This window comes from Bradyrhizobium sp. B025 (assembly GCF_042257955.1).
Lineage (GTDB): Bacteria > Pseudomonadota > Alphaproteobacteria > Rhizobiales > Xanthobacteraceae > Bradyrhizobium > Bradyrhizobium diazoefficiens.
Map to the genome: position 1 here is coordinate 2,154,268 of NZ_CP170150.1, position 17,799 is coordinate 2,172,066.

14 protein-coding genes and 1 tRNA gene are annotated in these 17,799 nt (G+C 64.9%); 5 read left to right on the plus strand and 10 right to left on the minus strand.

What is annotated here, in order from left to right; genetic code table 11:
- Nucleotides 1–165: 165 nt before the first annotated feature.
- A complete protein-coding gene (locus ACE10W_RS10030; protein ID WP_304551298.1) occupies nucleotides 166–768 on the plus strand; it encodes a hypothetical protein in 603 nt (200 codons plus the stop codon).
- A 4-nt stretch (nucleotides 769–772) separates the two neighbouring features.
- On the opposite strand, the gene ACE10W_RS10035 is transcribed toward ACE10W_RS10030, so the two are convergent.
- From ACE10W_RS10035 to ACE10W_RS10075, 9 genes are all read right to left on the minus strand, one after another.
- On the minus strand, nucleotides 773–1,837 hold the full coding sequence (locus ACE10W_RS10035) for an Acg family FMN-binding oxidoreductase (protein ID WP_249163248.1): 1,065 nt from the start codon (nucleotides 1,835–1,837) through the stop codon (nucleotides 773–775).
- A 153-nt stretch (nucleotides 1,838–1,990) separates the two neighbouring features.
- The gene (locus ACE10W_RS10040) at nucleotides 1,991–3,238 is read right to left on the minus strand and encodes a class I SAM-dependent RNA methyltransferase (RefSeq protein ID WP_304551299.1); all 1,248 of its coding nucleotides are present in this window, start codon (nucleotides 3,236–3,238) and stop codon (nucleotides 1,991–1,993) included.
- On the minus strand, nucleotides 3,231–3,965 hold the full coding sequence (locus tag ACE10W_RS10045; RefSeq protein ID WP_304551301.1) for a TlyA family RNA methyltransferase: 735 nt from the start codon (nucleotides 3,963–3,965) through the stop codon (nucleotides 3,231–3,233). Before ACE10W_RS10045 ends, ACE10W_RS10040 begins: the two co-directional genes overlap by 8 nt.
- Nucleotides 3,966–4,016: 51 nt before the next feature.
- Nucleotides 4,017–4,571 (minus strand): nucleoside 2-deoxyribosyltransferase, encoded by a 555-nt coding sequence (locus ACE10W_RS10050; protein ID WP_304551303.1) that lies wholly within the window; start codon nucleotides 4,569–4,571, stop codon nucleotides 4,017–4,019.
- Between the two features lie 193 nt (nucleotides 4,572–4,764).
- The gene (gene dxs / locus ACE10W_RS10055; protein WP_028175335.1) at nucleotides 4,765–6,693 is read right to left on the minus strand and encodes a 1-deoxy-D-xylulose-5-phosphate synthase; all 1,929 of its coding nucleotides are present in this window, start codon (nucleotides 6,691–6,693) and stop codon (nucleotides 4,765–4,767) included.
- Nucleotides 6,694–7,279: 586 nt separating this feature from the next.
- The gene (locus ACE10W_RS10060; protein WP_008132970.1) at nucleotides 7,280–7,531 is read right to left on the minus strand and encodes an exodeoxyribonuclease VII small subunit; all 252 of its coding nucleotides are present in this window, start codon (nucleotides 7,529–7,531) and stop codon (nucleotides 7,280–7,282) included.
- Nucleotides 7,532–7,605: 74 nt separating this feature from the next.
- Nucleotides 7,606–8,535 (minus strand): histone deacetylase family protein, encoded by a 930-nt coding sequence (locus ACE10W_RS10065; RefSeq protein ID WP_304551314.1) that lies wholly within the window; start codon nucleotides 8,533–8,535, stop codon nucleotides 7,606–7,608.
- Nucleotides 8,536–8,669: 134 nt separating this feature from the next.
- On the minus strand, nucleotides 8,670–10,328 hold the full coding sequence (locus tag ACE10W_RS10070) for a bifunctional UDP-sugar hydrolase/5'-nucleotidase (protein ID WP_304551316.1): 1,659 nt from the start codon (nucleotides 10,326–10,328) through the stop codon (nucleotides 8,670–8,672).
- Nucleotides 10,329–10,484: 156 nt separating this feature from the next.
- Entirely contained in the window at nucleotides 10,485–11,243 is a 759-nt protein-coding gene (locus ACE10W_RS10075) for an enoyl-CoA hydratase-related protein (RefSeq protein WP_011085440.1), read from the minus strand.
- 304 nt (nucleotides 11,244–11,547) lie between these two features.
- Between ACE10W_RS10075 and ACE10W_RS10080 the strand changes: the two genes are divergently transcribed.
- The gene (locus ACE10W_RS10080; RefSeq protein ID WP_011085441.1) at nucleotides 11,548–12,786 is read left to right on the plus strand and encodes an MFS transporter; all 1,239 of its coding nucleotides are present in this window, start codon (nucleotides 11,548–11,550) and stop codon (nucleotides 12,784–12,786) included.
- Between the two features lie 182 nt (nucleotides 12,787–12,968).
- Here ACE10W_RS10080 and ACE10W_RS10085 read toward each other — a convergent pair whose 3' ends face one another.
- Complete coding sequence (locus ACE10W_RS10085) at nucleotides 12,969–14,747, minus strand: acyl-CoA dehydrogenase (protein WP_011085442.1); 1,779 nt, start codon at nucleotides 14,745–14,747, stop codon at nucleotides 12,969–12,971.
- Between the two features lie 264 nt (nucleotides 14,748–15,011).
- Here ACE10W_RS10085 and ACE10W_RS10090 point away from each other — a divergent pair.
- From ACE10W_RS10090 to ACE10W_RS10100, 3 genes are all read left to right on the plus strand, one after another.
- A tRNA-Gln gene (locus ACE10W_RS10090) sits at nucleotides 15,012–15,086 on the plus strand.
- A 259-nt stretch (nucleotides 15,087–15,345) separates the two neighbouring features.
- Nucleotides 15,346–16,239, plus strand: a complete 894-nt coding sequence (locus ACE10W_RS10095; protein ID WP_011085443.1) for a hypothetical protein — start codon at nucleotides 15,346–15,348, stop codon at nucleotides 16,237–16,239.
- 494 nt (nucleotides 16,240–16,733) lie between these two features.
- Nucleotides 16,734–17,798 carry an IS630-like element ISRj1 family transposase gene (locus ACE10W_RS10100; RefSeq protein ID WP_011084514.1) on the plus strand — a complete coding sequence of 355 codons (1,065 nt, stop codon included), beginning with the start codon at nucleotides 16,734–16,736 and terminating at the stop codon, nucleotides 17,796–17,798.
- The last annotated feature ends 1 nt before the right edge of the window (nucleotide 17,799 follow it).

The window sequence follows — 17,799 nt, forward strand, 5'->3', positions numbered from 1 at the left end:
GGCTCGAGCTTGCGCGTCCTCTATGTGGGTCAATCCGGCGGATGGGAGGTTCAATTTGTCAGGAATACGTGACCCTGGAACCGGGGCCGCGGGGACCGCCATTGCTTCGCTGGCCATCGCGATATACCGAGGGTATAATTTGTGAGCATTTTGACGGTAGCCGGAATGTCCAGCCTTGCAGGTTCTTGCGGTCTCGCAGCTCTCTTCGCCGTGCTTTGCCTCGGCGGAGCGCCCGCTCATGCGCAAGTTGCACCCTTGAGGTATTGGATACCGGGCGGACCTTTCGGCTTTGGCGGCAGCGATGGCCAGAGCTCCGAAAGTTACGGCAATTTTCCAGGCTTCAATGCCAGCGACGCAGGCGGGCGCGCCAACTTTGCGAACGGCTTCTTCGTCGGTAGCCAGCGTGGCAACCTCAATTGGAGCGGTCTCGGCCAGGCTGGACAGGCCGGCAATTTCAGCGCGCTCTCCTATGACAGCACGCAGTTCGGCTACAACACCAAGACGGCGGGCGGCATGCCCGTCACGTTCTTTGCCGGCTTCGACACGCTGAAATACGGCAACGGCATTGGCAGTTCGCTTGCGCCGCTCACCTCCGGAGCCGGGCCCGGCTACGGCGCGTTCGCGGGGGTCGAATTCAAGCCGACCTCCAACCTCAGCCTGTCGTTCGGGGCCGGGTTCACCCAGCAGGACTCGGGCCGCATGGACAGCGATATCAGATCGAACATGCTGCCCGGCGAGTCACCGGCGCTCGGCGGCCTTCGGCGCTAGGAGACTATTGCGTCGGCCGCATCACCAGTTCGGGAGCGCGGCGGAGCGATTTCGGCAGATCGGGCCCGGCTCCGAAGCGCATCACGATATCGGGACGCCGCTCGCCGAGTCCGAGCGAGACTGCGAACTGCGGCCTTAGCGTCGCCACCTCGATCGGCTGGTTGACGAAGGAATATTTGAGCCCGAGCGCGGTCGCCTGCAGGCCGAACCGCTGGCAGGCACGGCCGACCGCAATCCAGTGCGACGTGTCGCTACGATCGGCGGCAAGCACGACGACACCCGCGGAGCTGTCGAGCTCGGCGCGGTATTTCCCGCTCTCGCCGCTTTCGGTGAAGAAGAACCTGAGCAGCGGTCGCGCGATCCATGCCGGCAGGGACGGGCTTCCCGAGGCCCGCGAGAACAACCCGTCCATGGTCGCGACCGCATCGGCCTCGTTGAAGCGCATCCAGCCCACGAGCTCGCGCATGAAGGCCTTGTCGCGCATTTGCGCGGCATTGCCTTCGAGCACGTAGTCGGTGATCTTTGCGATGGCGGCGCGTTCGGTCATAAGGATTGCCGAGACGTTCGGCTCCCGGCAGGCGTTCTCGAGCTGGCGCAGAATGTCGGGCGCCACCGGCTTGCCGTCGAAGGCTGCACGGGTGCATTGCCTGAGGGGAATCGCGTTGACGAGCGACGACGCTTCGGGGCGCGCCTGCTCCAGCGCGATCCGGACCTTGTCACCGTCGATAATCGGGTTCGCGCGCCAGCCGAGCGCTGATGCCGCGAGAACGAGGTTCTCGGCGGCGCAGCCGAGGCTGACGAAAAGGTGGTGATCGTCCGGATCGACCACCGGACAGCGGCGCGCGAAATCGGGCGCAATCACGATTTCATTGCCGCGGGCGGAGAAGATCCAGGGTTGGGTGTTGTGGCTGTTGGCGGCGAGCGTGGCAAAGCGCACGAGCTCGCGGTCCCGCGGCACCGATTGCAGCGGCGCTCGCGACGCTCGCACCGTTTCCTCATAGGTCGTCGTCGCCGCAGCCGAGGGGCGGGCGGTGATTGCCGCCGCGGAAAGTCCGAGCGCGGTGGTCATGAGTTGTCGCCGGTCGATCGCCATCATCCGCTCCACGGCCCTTTCGCCACGACGCTTCTAGCGTCCCCGGAAGCTCGGGCGGTTGACCGGTATCAAGGTTCGGATCGGCACCGGGTGAGGCGCCCGCGGCGGGCCGTCCCACGAGGCTTGCAGCTACCGCGCAAACCGCGCCACCAGCTCGACATGCGGCGTGTGGCGGAATTGGTCGACCGGCACGACGCCGTCGATCCTGTAGCCGCCGTCGATCAGCAGCCGTGCGTCGCGGGCGAAGGTTGCAACGTTGCAGGACACCGCGACGATGACGGGCACCGTGCTCGCGGCGAGCTTCAGTGCCTGCGCCTGTGCGCCCTGGCGCGGGGGATCGAACACGACGGCGTCGAAGTCGCGCAGCTCCTGCGGCACCAGGGGGCGGCGGAACAGGTCGCGCGGCTCGGACCTGATTGGCTTCAGGCCGGGCGTGCGCGCGGCCTTTGCCAGCGCGGCAACTGCGCCGGCGTCGTTGTCATAGGCGGCGACGCGCGCCTTCTCGGCGAGCCGCAGCGCGAATGGTCCGACACCGCAGAAGAGGTCGAGAACCTCCTTGGCCTTGCCGACGCGTTCGGCGACGAGAGACGCCAGCGTCTCTTCGCCCGCGACGGTTGCCTGCAAGAACGAGCCCGGCGGCAGCGTCACTTCAGTGCGGCCCATCTTCACCGTCGGCGGCAGGCGCTGCAGCACCAGCTCGCCATGCCGCGTCAGCCGCGCGAGGCGATGCTGCTCGGCGACGCGCGACAGCGCCGTGACCAGCGGCGTCGGCAGCGGGCCGGAGCCGCGCACATCGACATCGAGGCCGTTGGTGGTGGCGGTGACCTGGATGTCGAGCGGCTTCGTCACCGGCATTTTGGACGTGAGCGGCTCGGCCAGCGCCCAGGCGGCATCGAGCGCGCCGTCGAGTGCGGGATCGAGGATCGGGCAGCGATGAATCGGGATGACGTCGTGCGAGCTCGCTGCCGAGAAGCCGACCTTGAGGATGTCATGCGTGCCGAACCGGCCGTGCAGCGTGACGCGCCTGCGCCCCACGCCATGGGCATCGACCAGCGGCGCGACCTCGCAATCGATGCCGGCCTGCGCCAGCGTCTCGACCACGATGCTGCGCTTCCAGGCATGATACGGCTCGGCCGCCCAGTGCTGGATCGCGCAGCCGCCGCAGATGCCGAAATGCGGGCAGAACGGCGCGACGCGCTCGGGGCTTGCGACGTCGACCGCCAGCAGCTTGCGGCGGTCGGGATGGTTGCCCGCGACGTGGTCGACCTCGACGGTCTCGCCGCCGAGCGCATACGGCACATAGATCGCTTCGCCGGCGCCGAGCGCGACGCCGTCGCCGCGATGGCCGACGTGATCGATCCTCAGGCGCTCAACCACGGCGCGCGCCCAGGAAGAATTCGATGTTGCCGTCGCCGCCGGTGATCGGCGAGGGGAACACCTCGATGTCGGTGCAGCCGAGCGAGGCGGCGAAGGCTGCGATATCGTCGCAGATCTGCTGATGCACGGCGGCGTCGCGGATGATGCCCTTCTTGTTGTGCTTCCGCTCGGCCTCGAATTGCGGCTTGATCAGCGCCAGCAGGCTCATCGGTGCGGCCGCCAGCGACAGCGCCACGGGCAGCACGGCCTTCAGCGAGATGAAGCTGACGTCGATCACGACGACATCGGGCCGCGCCGGCAGGCGTCTGCCTTCATAGGCGCGGATGTCGGTCTCCTCCATCGACACGATTTTGGGATGATCGCGCAGCGAGGGATGCAACTGGCTGGTGCCGACATCGATGGCGAACACCAGGCTTGCGCCATTGGCCAGCAGCACCTCGGTGAAACCGCCGGTGGAGGCACCGACGTCGAGGCAGACATGGTCCTCGATCTCGATCGGGTAGCGCTCCAGCGCGCCGGCGAGCTTGACGCCGCCGCGCGACACGTAGGGGTGCGCGGGCTCGGCCTGGATCACCGCATCCTCGGCGATGGTCTCCGACGGCTTCGTCACCTGCTTGTCGTCGGCAGTGACGAGGCCGGCCTCGATGGCCGCGCGCGCCCGTGCCCGGCTCTCGAACAGGCCGCGCTCGACCAGCAGAATATCCGCGCGTTTGCGAGAAGGGGACATCACGCTCTCATGAGACGATTCTTGAGACGATTCTTGGGACGATTGATGCGCTTATGGTGCAATCAATCGCGCGGCCGCCATCCGGACGCAAGCCTCGAACGCGGCGAGATCGTGCCAGACGTCGATCGGCATCGTGGCCGGCGTCACCAGCGGGCAGCCGTGCAGTTCCAGCGCATGGATCATCATGAGGTTGTCGACAAGGCCAAAATCCTCGACCGTCAGGCCCTGCGCATCGACCAGCCGCCCGTCCTCGGTCGTGACGTCCATGAAACGGCCGACGCGGTCGGCATAGGTGGCGCCATCGTTGGAATAGGCGAGACACAATTTACGGCGCCCGGCCATGTAGCCAAGCTCGTAGACGGTCCCGGGATCGGCGCCGGCACCGCGGAACGGCGTCAGGTTGGCGATGATGGCGTCGGCCGCATCCATCATCGCCTCGTTGCCGCAAAAGATCTGCCGCGAGGCGTCGGGGGCGGTGAGGTCGATCTCGTTGTCGAGAGGATAGAGGCCGGTGAGCCCGAAGCGCTCGCAGATCTCGGCCTTGCGCCGGCCGATCTCGACCGCATCCGGCAGGAACACGTCGGGGCCTGCCAGATAGATTTTCATGGGAATACCGACCGAGGAGGCATCGAGTTGCCGCGGCGTCGGCGGTGCAAAACCTCTTCCGAAGGGAGAGGTCGCGCCGAAGGCGCGGGTGAGGGGTTACGCTCTCACGTGGGACCTGAACCCCCCACCCGGATCGCTTGCGCGATCCGACCTCTCCCAATGGGAGAGGTGGGTCCAGTGCCCGTACGACGTATCAAGCCAGCTTGACCGTCTCGGTCTTCACGTCCTTGCCGAGCGCTTCGAACACCTTGGCGACGATGCCCTTGGCGTCGAGACCGGCACGGGCGTACATCGCGGCCGGCGTGTCGTGGTCCTGGAACACGTCGGGCAGCACCATCGTGCGGAACTTGACCATGCCGCTGTCGAGCGCACCCTGGTCTGTCAGGAACTGCGCGACGTGCGAGCCGAAGCCGCCGACCGAGCCTTCCTCGATCGTGATCAGGATCTCGTGGTCGCGGGCGAGCTTGAGCACCAGCTCGGTGTCAAGCGGCTTCATGAAGCGCGCATCCGCGATCGTGGTCGAAAGGCCGTGCGCGGCGAGTTCGTCGGCCGCCTTCTCGCATTCGGCGAGGCGGGTGCCGAACGAGAGCAGGGCGATCTTGCTGCCCTGGCGGATCATGCGGCCCTTGCCGATCTCGAGCGGAATGCCGACCTCGGGCATCTCGATGCCGCGGCCTTCGCCGCGCGGATAGCGCAACGAGCTCGGACGGTCGTCGATCGCGACCTGGGTTGCCACCATGTGCACGAGCTCAGCCTCGTCGGCCGCCGCCATGATCACCATGTTCGGCAGACAGCCGAGATAGGCGTTGTCGAACGAGCCGGCATGCGTCGCGCCGTCGGCGCCGACGAGGCCGGCGCGGTCGATGGCGAAGCGGACGGGCAGGTTCTGGATCGCGACGTCATGGACGATCTGGTCGTAGCCGCGCTGCAGGAAGGTCGAGTAGATCGCGCAGAACGGCTTGTAGCCTTCGCTCGCAAGACCGGCGGCAAAGGTCACCGCGTGCTGCTCGGCGATGCCGACGTCGAAGGTGCGGTCCGGGAACGCCTTGTTGAAGATGTCGACGCCGGTGCCGGACGGCATCGCCGCGGTGATGGCGACGATCTTCTCGTCCTTCTGCGCTTCCTTGACGAGGCTCTGGCCGAACACGTTCTGGTAGGCGGGCGCGTTCGGCTTGGCCTTGGCTTGCGTGCCGGTCGCGACGTCGAACTTGACGACGGCATGGTACTTGTCGGCGGAAGCTTCCGCCGGGCCGTAACCCTTGCCCTTCTGCGTCACGACGTGGACCAGGATCGGGCCTTCCTCCATGTCGCGGACGTTCTTCAGCACGGGCAGGAGGTGGTCGAGGTTATGGCCGTCGATCGGGCCGACGTAATAGAAGCCGAGCTCCTCGAACAGCGTACCGCCGTCCATCATGAAGCCGCGCGAATATTCCTCGACGCGGTTGGCGCGGTTGGCGATGATCTTGGGCAGGCGCTTGTTGATCTGCTTGGCCGCCTCGCGCAGCGTGCGATAGGTCTTGCCGGAATACAGGCGCGACAGATAGGCGCTCATGGCGCCGACCGGCGGCGCGATCGACATGTCGTTGTCGTTGAGGATGACGATCAGGCGCGAGTTCATCGCCCCGGCATTGTTCATGGCCTCATAGGCCATGCCCGCCGACATCGCCCCGTCACCGATGACGGCGATAACGTTGTTCTTGCCGCCGGAGAGGTCGCGTGCCACGGCCATGCCGAGGCCGGCGGAGATCGAGGTCGAGGAATGTGCCGCGCCGAACGGATCGTAGTCGCTCTCGCTGCGCTTGGTGAAGCCGGACAGGCCGCCGCCGGTGCGCAGGGTGCGGATGCGGTCGCGCCGACCGGTGAGGATCTTGTGCGGATAGGCCTGGTGGCCGACGTCCCAGATCAGCCGGTCGCGCGGCGTGTCGAAGACGTAATGGATCGCGGTGGTGAGCTCGACCACGCCGAGACCCGCGCCGAAGTGACCGCCGGTTACCGAGACGGCATCGATGGTCTCCTGCCGCAGCTCGTCGGCGACCTGACGAACCTGCTCGATCTTGAGCTTGCGCAGGTCGTCCGGCGTCCGGATGGTGTCGAGAAGCGGCGTCTTACTGTATGCGTTCACGGCGATTTCCAATTTGTCAGCGCCGGAAGGTCGTTCCAGTGCGCGATGGGTTTGCACAATATCGGCGCAGCGCGAGTCCTTAAACCGTCGGAGCCACCTGCATGGGGCAAGGCCCCGTCTTCAAGCTTAGGTGAGCTTAAGTGCGCTCCGGTTCAGTCTCTGTGATCCCTGTCACTTAGATCGGCTTCGTCCGTCCCAGCCAATTTCATTAGCAATTTGAAGCACTTGTCGTCGGTAATCGATGCCTACGCAAGGCTAACAAAAAGCCACACTCCGCGCAGCTTTACACCAAAGCTTGGGCCAAAGCCAACCCGCTGGGGCGATTACGGGCATACGCCTGCAACCCCCGGGCCAGAGTGGTTAACTGCGGCGCCCGCGGCGGGGTTCCTGCCTTGCCCGGCTCCCCGGCAGGATTTTCGGCGAGAGGAGGGCTATTTTCCGCTCGATTCGCGGGGCCGAATGGCCCCGGCGGGGGAACTCTTCGATCTCGGTGCCCGGCCGCCCGCCCCATGAGCACACACAGCTGCGTGCGATCATGAAAAAATTGCAGGCGTCCGATGCCCGAAAGAGGCTTGGTCGGGGTCCCTTACTGGACGTCGAGCGGCGCGGTGCCGGTGGCCTGGCCGCTCGCATCGGTGGTGATCTTGTCGACGCGGGCTTCGGCCTGGCGCAGCAGTTCCTCGCAACGGCGCTTCAGCGCTTCGCCGCGCTCGTAGATCGTCACGGATTCCTCGAGCGGCACCTTGCCGTCCTCGAGCCGCTTCACGATCGTCTCGAGTTCCTCGATCGCGCGCTCGAAGGTGAGCCTGGAGACGTCGACTTGGGTATTTTCGGCCATATCCGTTTCCGATTGCCCGATTCGCTTGCCTCGCAGTGAAGGCGGGTTTTGCGGGCTTAATGTGGCGGGCGTCGTCAGGCGCCCATCAGGGCGCCGACATGCGCCGTAACAGATTCTTTCAGTCCTTGCAGGTCATAGCCACCCTCGAGCACCGAAACAACGCGGCCCCCGGCGGTCCTGTCGGCAAGGTCCATCAGCTTGCGCGTCACCCAGGCATAATCCTCCGCGCGCAGATTCAGCGAGGCCAGCGGATCGCGATAATGTGCATCGAAGCCCGCAGAGATGATGAGGAGCTCGGGGCTGAATTTTTCGAGCTGCGGCAGAATCAGGTTCTCGAAAGCGCTGCGGAATTCCGGGCCACCATCCTCGGACGCCAGCGGCGCGTTGACGATGGTGTCGTGGTCGCCGCGTTCGCCCTTCGCGCCGGTGCCCGGAAACAGCGGCATCTGGTGCGTCGAGCAGTACATCACCGTGGGGTCCGACCAGAAGATGTCCTGCGTGCCGTTGCCGTGATGCACGTCGAAATCGACGATGGCCGCGCGCGTGATGCCGTATTTGCGCTGCGCGTGACGCGCGGCGATCGCAACATTGTCGAAGAAGCAGAAGCCCATCGGCTTGCCGATCTCGGCGTGATGGCCGGGCGGGCGCACCGCGACGAAGGCGTTGCGGTGCTCGCCCGCCATCACCGCTTCGGTCGCCGCGATCGCGCCGCCGACGCCGCGCATCACCGCTTCCCAGGTGCCCGGCGACATCGAGGTGTCGCCGTCGATATAGACGAGCCCGCTGGATGGCGCGATGTGGCGCAGCTCGGTGACGTAGTGCTCGTTGTGGCAGAGCGTGACGAGATCGAGATCGCCCTCCGGCGCCTGGTCGCGGACCAGGAACTGGAAGCGCTCGTGCGACAGCGCTTCCTCCACTGCGCGCAAGCGGTCCGGCCTTTCGGGATGTCCCGGCGGCGTGACGTGGTCGAGGCAGGCCTTGTGGGAGAGGAGAAGCGTGCTCATCAGGTCGGGCTCACTGGGAACGGGCTCTTGACGTCGCTTGGCGCATCCGGCGCCAAAACGCAATGCAAAACGCAATCTATGCGCTCCACCGGGAATGGCAAACGGTTGTCCCGTTCCGGCCCGTTTGATCCGGATCAATTCACGCGCAGGATGCGGCTCAGCGGCAACGGGCCGATCGGCCCGTGCGCCTGGAAAAACCCGAACAACGCGTCGGCGTCGTAGCCGCCATATTGCGGCGCCGTGCCCTGTCTGGCGACCGTGAAGCCGTCGCCGCCGACGGCGAGGTAATCGTTGAGGGTGACGCGGTAGCCGCTTCCGGGCTCGATCGGCCTGCCGTTGAGCGTCATCCTCTCGGCCATCACGCGTTCGCCGAACGGCTTCGACGCATCCCAGGCGTAGCTGAACCCGTTCGACACCTGGAGGATTCGCGGCCGCCTCGGATCGAGCCATTGCTGCTCCAGCATCTCCTTGAGCTGGTTGCCTGTCAGCGTCATGGTGACGAGGCGGTTGCGGAACGGCTGGCTCGCGAACAGCTCGCCGAAGGACACCGCGCCGTTCTCCTTCGGAACGATATCGGTGCGGATGCCGCCGGGATTGGTGAGCGCGATGACAGCGCTGCCATTCATGGCCTCCTTGGTCGCGGCGAGCTGCGCGTCCGCGATGACGTCGCCGAGCGGGCTTTCACCGGCTTCGTTCGGAATGCGCGACAGCGTCTGCGTCACCGATCCGGCCGGGCGATTGGCGATCGGCGCGGCGAGCTTGTCATAGGCCTCGATCAGCGCGGTCTGCTCCGCGTCCTTCGCCAGCGAGGCATTGGCGACGATGACGTTCTCGGCCTTGGCGCCGACGATGTCGCGCGTTGCCGGATCGAGCTTGAGATCGATCGCCGTGACCAGCGTGCCGTACTTGTCGCCGCTCGTCACCAGCCGTCCGTCGATATTGCAGACATAGGCGCGATGGGTGTGGCCGCTGACGACGACATCGACGGCGCGATCGAATTTCTTCACGATCTCGACGATCGGCCCCGAAATGCCCGGGCATTCATTGTAGTCGCCGGCAGGCTCGCCGCCTTCGTGGATCAGCACGACGATCGCTTCCACCCCGCGCGCCTTCAGTTGCGGCACCAGCGCATTCACCGTTTCGGCCTCGTCGCGGAATTCGAGGCCGGCAATGCCCGAGGGCGACACGATGCCGGCGGTGCCTTTCAAGGTCAGCCCGATGAAGGCGACGGGAATGCCGTCGAACTCACGGATCTCATACGGCGGCAGCACGCTTTGACCGGTCGCCGTCTCCACGGTGGAGGCGGCGAGATAGTGAAATTTGGCGCCCGTGAAGGGATGCGGTCCCTGGCAGCCGTCGACCGGATGGCAGCCGCCGTTCTGCATCCTGAGCAGCTCGGCCTTGCCCTCGTCGAACTCGTGATTGCCGACCGAGGTGATCGCGAGCCCCATCATCGAGAGCGCTTCGACCGAAGGCTCGTCGTGGAACATCGCCGATAGGAACGGGCTCGCGCCGATCAGGTCGCCGGCGGCCACGAAGATCGTGTTCTTGTGCCCGTCGCGCAATTGCTTCACCAGCGTCGCCATGTACTCGGCGCCGCCGGCCGCCACCATGACCTTCTTGGCTCTGTCCTCGGGATCGTTGATGCGGATGCCGCCGGGCGGCGGCCGCAGATTGCCGTGGAAATCGTTGATCGCAAGGATGCGCAGCTCGACCGGCGCGGCGGTCTGGGCAGAGGCGGGCAGGGCGGCGAGCGCAAGGGCGAAAATGGTCAGGCGGAGAAGATGTCGCATGGAATAAGATTAGTCGTTGCGCGCGAAGATTTCACGAAGGTTCTCGCTGTCATTCCGGGGCGCGCGTAGCGCGAGCCCGGAATCCATTCATCTACCAACTCTGCGGCCCAATGGATTCCGGGCTCGCCACTTCGTGGCGCCCCGGAATGACGGGATCTACCGCTTCTTCCTGCTCGCAAACGCGTTGAACGCAGCGATGGCATCGTCCGACTTCAAGCGCTCGCCGAACAGATGGGCCTCCTGGTCGATGCGGCGGGTGAGTTGCTCCGGCGGGGCACGCAGCAGCTTGCGCGAGGTCGCGACAGCCTCGGCGGGCAGCCGGCAGATATCGCGCGCCACCTTGCGCGCCTCGACCTCGGTGTGCCCCGGCGAGACCACGGTGTTGACGAAGCCGGCGGCGTGCGCCTCCGCGGCGGTGAAGGTTCGTCCCATCACCAGCATCGCGAAGGCGCGCTGGTAACCCATCGTGTTCGGCATCAAGAGGCTGGCGGCGCCGACCGGCACCAGCCCGAGATGGATATAGGGCGCGGAGAAGGTCGCCGCGTTCGAAGCGAGCACGTAGTCGCAATGGAACAGCATCACGGTGCCCATGCCGATCGACGCGCCGTCCACGGCCGCGATGATCGGCTTGACGTTGAGGGCGAGCGAATAGAGAAACTTGGCGCCGTCCGAAAGCGTCTCCGGGCGTGCCGTGTCGGCCTTGAGAAAATCGTCGATGTCGTCGCCGGCCGTGAACACGCCGGAGCCGCCGGTGATGATCATGCAGCGGATATCGGGGTTGTTCTGCGCGGTGTCGATCGCGCGGCTCATCTCCCGATACATGTCCTGCGTGATCGCGTTCTTCTTGCCCGGACGGCGCAGGGTGATCACGCGCGTTCCACGCTCTTCGGCGACGATGATATTGCCATTCGGCATGATGACCCCCTGCGGTCGCCGCGACGGCTTGCCGCCGGCGAGTCTCGCAAGCATCAGCCTACATCATCTTGCAGACGTGCCAATCCGCCCGCTCGGCCTTTTCGACGACGATTCCCTTGATCCCGGCGCATGGCGCCGCCCGTCGCGGCGGTATTCCGTCCAGGGAACCATGATCGGCTGGATCGCACCGGCGCATCGCTCATGGACCATTGCGCATTGCAACAAATGGCTACAATGTTTCATTTGAAAAACCGGTGGTTGTGGTGCACGATCGTGCCGTTCCATTTGGCCGATTGCTCGATTGATGATTGCCGCGACGAGTGTCGACGAATCCTCGCTGCATTATCGCGGCTGGCGCGTTGTGCTGGCCTGTTTCCTGATGGCCTTCTTCATGTTCGGCTTCGGCCTCTACGGCCAGGGCGTCTATCTCGCCGAGCTTCAGCGCGCCCATGGCTGGCCGGGCACGCTGGTCTCCGCGGCCAGCACCTTCTCGTTTCTGCTGACCTCCGTCCTCGTCATCTTCACCGACGATCTGCTCGCCCGTATCGGGCTGCGTTCGCTGATCCTGTGCGGCCTCTCGGCGCTCGGTGCATCGACTGTTCTGCTGGCGCTGATGCAGACGCCCTGGCAGCTCTATCTTGCCTATGCGCTGATGGCGGTCGGCTGGACCGGCATGGGCACCGTGGTGATCGCGACGGTGCTGAACTCCTGGTTCGATCGTCGCCGCGGCCTCGCGCTCAGCCTCGCCTTCAACGGCGCGACCTGCGGCGGCATCGTCCTCGTTCCGCTGTTGCTGTCGCTGACCGCCAGCATCGGCTTCCGCTCGGCGATGCTGGCGGCCACGACGGTGATGGTGCTGCTGGTGCTGCCGGTGGTCGTCGGCTTCATCGGCTGGCCGGCCGGGCTGCCGCTGGCATCGGGCGAACGCCCCGCCGGTGGCGGCACGCCCGCGCCGGCCCATTCCCGCAAGGCGCTGCTCGCCAACGCGGCGTTCTGGACCATGGTGCTGCCGATCGCGATCGCGCTGCTGGCGCAGATGGGCTTCATCGTCCACCAGGTGACATTCCTCGAACCGCTGATCGGGCGCGCCAGCGCCGGCCTTGCCGTGACCATCATGGCCGCGATGGCGGTGGTCGGGCGCCTGTCGCTCGGCCTGTTCGTCGACCGGCTCGATCCGCGGCTCGCATGCGCGGCGTCGATGACGAGCCAGGCGGCGGCGCTGTTCGTGCTCCTGCAGAGCACGAGCCCGACGGCGCTGCTGGTGTGCTGTGCCGTCTACGGCTTCTCGATCGGCAACATGATCACGTTCCCACCTTTGATCATCCAGCGCGAGATCGGCTCTGCCGCCTTTGCCGCCGCGATGGGCTTGGGCACGTCGATCAGCGGCGTCGTCAGCGCCTTCGGCCCGGGCATCGTCGGCCTGGTCCGCAGCCTGACCGGCAACTACACGACGGCGTTTGCGATGTGTGTGGCGCTGGATCTCATCGCCGCGAGCATCGTGCTGTGGCGACCGGGGAGGCGGGCGAAGCTCGCAGCTTCATAGCCTGGATGGAGCGAAGCTCCAGGATGACCGACTGTGGGCCAACTGCGTCCCCAACATTCGGTGTCATCGCCCGACTTGATCGGGCGATCCAGTACTCCGAGACATCCGTAGTTTACCGAGAGGCCGCGGCGTACTGGATTCCCCGCCTTCGCGGGGAATGACAGCGGGGAGGAGGGTAGACCTTACCCCAGCAACACCGCATCCGCCGCCGCGACCGACTCCGCGCTTTCCGTCACGGTGCGCTCCAGCCCCGCCGCCTGCACCGTGATGTTCTCGGCGAAGAAGCGGGCGAGCGAGACGTAGCGCTGTGCATCGGCAAGGCCGTCGCTCTTCGCGGCGAGCGCCTCGGACGCCAGCATGCAGCCGCCGAGCGTGGCGCCGAACTGCTGCAGATACGGCGTTGCGCCGGCAAGCGCCTCGTTCGGCGCGGACGTGACGCGCTCCAGCAGCCACTTGCTGGTGCGCGTCAGCGCGTCCAGCGCTTCGCGCAGCTTTGCGCCCGTGGTGCCGAAAGCGGGGTCGTTGGAGGCTTCGACCTGCTTGACGACGGCCGAGAGCTCGTCGAGCAGCGCCCACACCGCGGCGCCGCCATTGGCCGCGAGCTTGCGCGTGACGAGGTCGATCGCCTGGATGCCGTTGGTGCCCTCGTAGATCGCCGTGATGCGGGCGTCGCGATAGTACTGCGCGGCGCCGGTCTCCTCGATGAAGCCCATGCCGCCATGCACCTGCACGCCGAGATAGGCGACCTCGTTGCCGATATCGGTGGAATAGCCCTTGGCCATCGGCGTCAGCAGCGCCGCGCGCGCCGCCGCGTCAGCGCGGACCTTTGGATCCCTGGCGCGGGTCGAAACGTCGATTGCGACCGCGGTCGCGTAGCAGATGGTGCGCGCCGCCGCGGTCTGCGCCCGCATCCGCATCAGCATGCGCTTGACGTCGGGGTGGACGAAGATCGCGTCCGAACCGTCGCCCTTCTTGCCGACGGCGCGGCCCTGCTTGCGCTCCTGCGCGTAGGACAATGCCTGCTGATAGGCGCGATCGGCGACGCCGACGCCTTCGAGGCCGACGCCGAGGCGGGCCTGGTTCATCATCGTGAACATGCAGCGCATGCCCTGGTTCTCTTCGCCGATCAGGAAACCAATGGCGCCGCCATGGTCGCCCATGGTCATGGTGCAGGTCGGCGAAGCATGCATGCCGAGCTTGTGCTCGACGCCGCTCGCAAAAATGTCGTTGCGTGCGCCGAGCGAGCCGTCGGCATTGACCATGAACTTGGGAACAAGAAAGAGAGAAATCCCCTTGGTGCCGGCGGGCGCATCCGGCAGACGCGCCAGCACGAAATGCACGATGTTGTCGGTCATGTCGTGCTCGCCATAGGTGATGAAGATCTTCGTCCCCTTGATGCGATAGGTGCCGTCGGCCTGCTTTTCGGCGCGGGTGCGCAGCGCGCCGACGTCGGAGCCGGCCTGCGGCTCGGTGAGCTGCATGGTGCCGGTCCATTCGCCCGAGACGAGCTTCTCGAGGTAGATCGCCTTCAGCTCGTCGCTGCCATGCGCATCCAGCGCCTCGATCGCCGAGGCCGTCAGCAGCGGGCACAGGCCGAAGGCGACGTTGGAGGCGCTCCAGATCTCGGTGCAGGCGGCGTTGATCGCAACGGGCAGGCCCTGGCCTCCGAACGCTTCAGGCCCGGACACCGCGTTCCAGCCGCCCTCGGTCCAGCGCTTATAGGCATCGGGCCAGCCCGGCGCAGTCGTGACTTTCCCGGCGTCGAGCTTGATGCCGTGCTCGTCGCCGACACGGTTGAGCGGCGCCAGCACGTCGGTGGCGAACTTGCCGGCTTCCTCCAGCACGGCGGCCACGATGTCGGCGTCGAAATCGCCGTAATGGCCGGCTTCCACGGCGGCCTTCAGGCCGGCGCCATGATTGAGCGACAGCAGCATGTCAGAGATTGGCGCGCGGTAGGTCATGGCTCACTCCCGTGGACAGATGTTGGCGCCGTCTTCCCATGAAACGCCGGAGGTCTCAACTGCCCGGACGCCGGCCGCCGGACGGCTCCGGCCCGGAACGGGCCTTCGTCCCGGGCGTATAATAGAGTGTGGCGCGGCCGGTCCCGGAAGCTGTGGTATTTTGCGCCTTCAGGCGGTTGAAATGCCGCGCCGCACCCTATAGACCGGCTGCGACCGAAGGGAATCTGCGGTAGCCAGTTCTTCCGCCGACCCCGGGTCGCCTGTTGGGGCGTAGCCAAGCGGTAAGGCAGCGGATTTTGATTCCGCCATTCGGAGGTTCGATCCCTCCCGCCCCAGCCAGCGCTTCCGACCAGCCTGAAATCGCGCACGAGGCCGGCCTGGCCGGGGAACTGCTGCACGGCTCTGCGACACATTGCTGCTGCACGGGGTGTCGTTCGAGATGGCTTTCCACACCTTTCGCCGGGACGCGGTGTATGTCTAAGGGGAAAATCGCGATCCGAAGGTTGCAGACAGAGCGACGCAATTCGTGGCACGATATGTTGCAGCATCTGGCGGGCCTTGCGGGTAAGCAAGGTTTGCGTCGAACTCGGAGCGGTTGATGAGGTTTCGGTCCGTTCTGAAGGCCGCTCTCGGGCTCGCCCTGATCTGTCCGGCGGCAAGCGCGTTGGCCGCTGAGGCCGATGACGACAGCGACGGCGACAAGAAGCCGGCCGTGCCGACGATGTACCTCGATCTCAGAACCTATTACGCGCAAATCCCACAGGGATCCTTGGCGTTTGGCTTTGGTCATCCCTCCTTCTTCAATGCGGTGCCAACGCTCGCCGGATCGAACGGCGCTGCATTGTCGACCGGATTGCCGGCAGCAAAATCACTCAACGTCGATCTTCCGTTTACGATCGATGTCACCGATCGCGTCTCGCTCTACGCCGGCGTGTCCGGCAGTTCCACGCAGTTTGCGGGCAGCGGATGGTCTTCGTTTGACATCACCAGTTGGAATATCGGTTTCCAGGCCGACATCTACCAGCAGAATGGCGGGAATTTCCCGACCGTGACGCTGCAATCCACGATCACCCAATCCGTTCCAAACGGCCCACTGACCGCAACGTCTTTCAACAACATTCTCGAGTTCGATTATGCTCTGGACAAGGACGAGACTCGCGGCTTTCTCGTAGGCATCCAGCACACACGCGTTGATGTGGGCAGCGCAGCGGTGAGAGTTAATCCAAATACGATCGGTTATGTCGGCGGCTATTATCAATGGCCGAATAACTGGAAGTTTACGGGGCGCGTCGGGGTACAGTCGTTCGAAGGCGCCCAGCTTCTGAACCTCGCGCCGATCCAGTCGTTCACCCAGCCCATCGTGCGACTCGATCTGGACCGCATGGACGACAATGACAACCGACTGTTTGGCTTGACCGCCGAGATCATGTGGCTGCCGAAACCGGCGTACCAGCTCACGCTCAGGACGCCACTATACGCGGTGCGCAACTAGCCGAGCGGCAGAGTCTCGCTAGTCGGCTATTGCTTGAGCTGCTTGATGAGATCTTCAATCTCGCGATTGCCTGGCATCAAGCGCGAGAGTTGCTCGGCATAAGCCCAAGGCAGAGGCGGAATCCCCTTTTTCGCGGCTCAGCGCGAGTGCCGCAGATAGGGTGTCCCGATCATCCGGATGCGCTTGCAAGTTGGTACTTAGAACGGCAAGGGCGCGGATATTGTTCTGGTGCGATCGTTGACCTGCATCAAAATGTCGTGCTCTTCCACAACATATCCTGCCAACCTAGCGGTCGGTCTGTCAGGAAGGTTGCGATTATGAAATCCATAACACGCAGAACTTTTGCCTGCGGAATTGCTCTGCTCCCGTCTTTCCGTTCCGCGCTTGCGCGCGCACAAGCCGCGGTCAGTCCCACCGAAGCCCGCGCAATTGCCAAGGAAGCCTATGTCTAGTACCCACTTTTCTTGGAACGTGAGTCGTGATTCAAGGTCGGGATGATACCCGAAGCAAGAGAAGTCCACCTTTCGAGGAAAGATCGCAAGGTGCTTGAGGCGTGCTGTCGCTCACCGGTGACGTTGCAGCGCGATTTGAAGCGGGCGCGGATAGTTCTGTTGGCGGCGGATGGGCGCAGCACCCGGTCGATCGCCAAGGAAGTTGGGGTCCAGCCGCGGATTGTCAGCCTTTGGCGGCATCGCTATGCCGACCATGGCCTTGAAGGGCTGCAAGACAAGCCGCGGCCTGGCAAGCAGCCGATCTATACGAAGACGACCGACAAGCGGATTCTGAAGCTGCTGGATAAGCCGCCACCGCAAGGGTTTGCGCGCTGGACCGGCCCCCTTCTGGCCGAGGCGCTGGGCGATGTCGATGTCCAATATGTCTGGCGGTTCCTGCGCAGCCACAAGATTGACCTGGTGGCTCGCAAGTCCTGGTGCGAGAGCAACGACCCGAACTTTACGGCCAAAGCCGCCGATGTTGTCGGCCTCTATGTCGCGCCGCCGGCGAAGGCCATTGTGCTGTGCGTGGACGAGAAGCCCTCGATCCAGGCTTTGGAGCGAGCGCAGGGTTATCTGAAGTTGCCCAATGGCCGCGCCTTGACCGGCCAAAGCCACGATTACAAGCGGCATGGCACCACAACATTGTTTGCGGCGCTCGAAGTCGCCACCGGAAAGATCATCGCGACCCATTCAAAACGCCGGCGCCGCGTCGAGTTTCTCGATTTCATGAACAGCGTCACCGCGACTTTTCCGAACCGCAAGCTTCACGTCATCCTCGACAACCTCAACACCCATAAAAAGAACGAGGACTGGCTCAAGGCCCACCCCAACGTGCAATTTCATTTCACGCCGACAAGTGCGTCATGGCTCAATCAGGTCGAAGTATGGTTTTCCATCTTGCAGGGGCAGTCGCTCAGCGGCACCTCCTTCACGAGCCTCAAGCAGCTTCAGGAACACATCGATGCCTACGTCAACGCATACAACGACAGAGCCGAGCCCTTCGTCTGGACCAAGAAAAAGGTCCGTCAACGCCGTTTCAAAGGCCGCCGTATCACTCAGCTCTGAT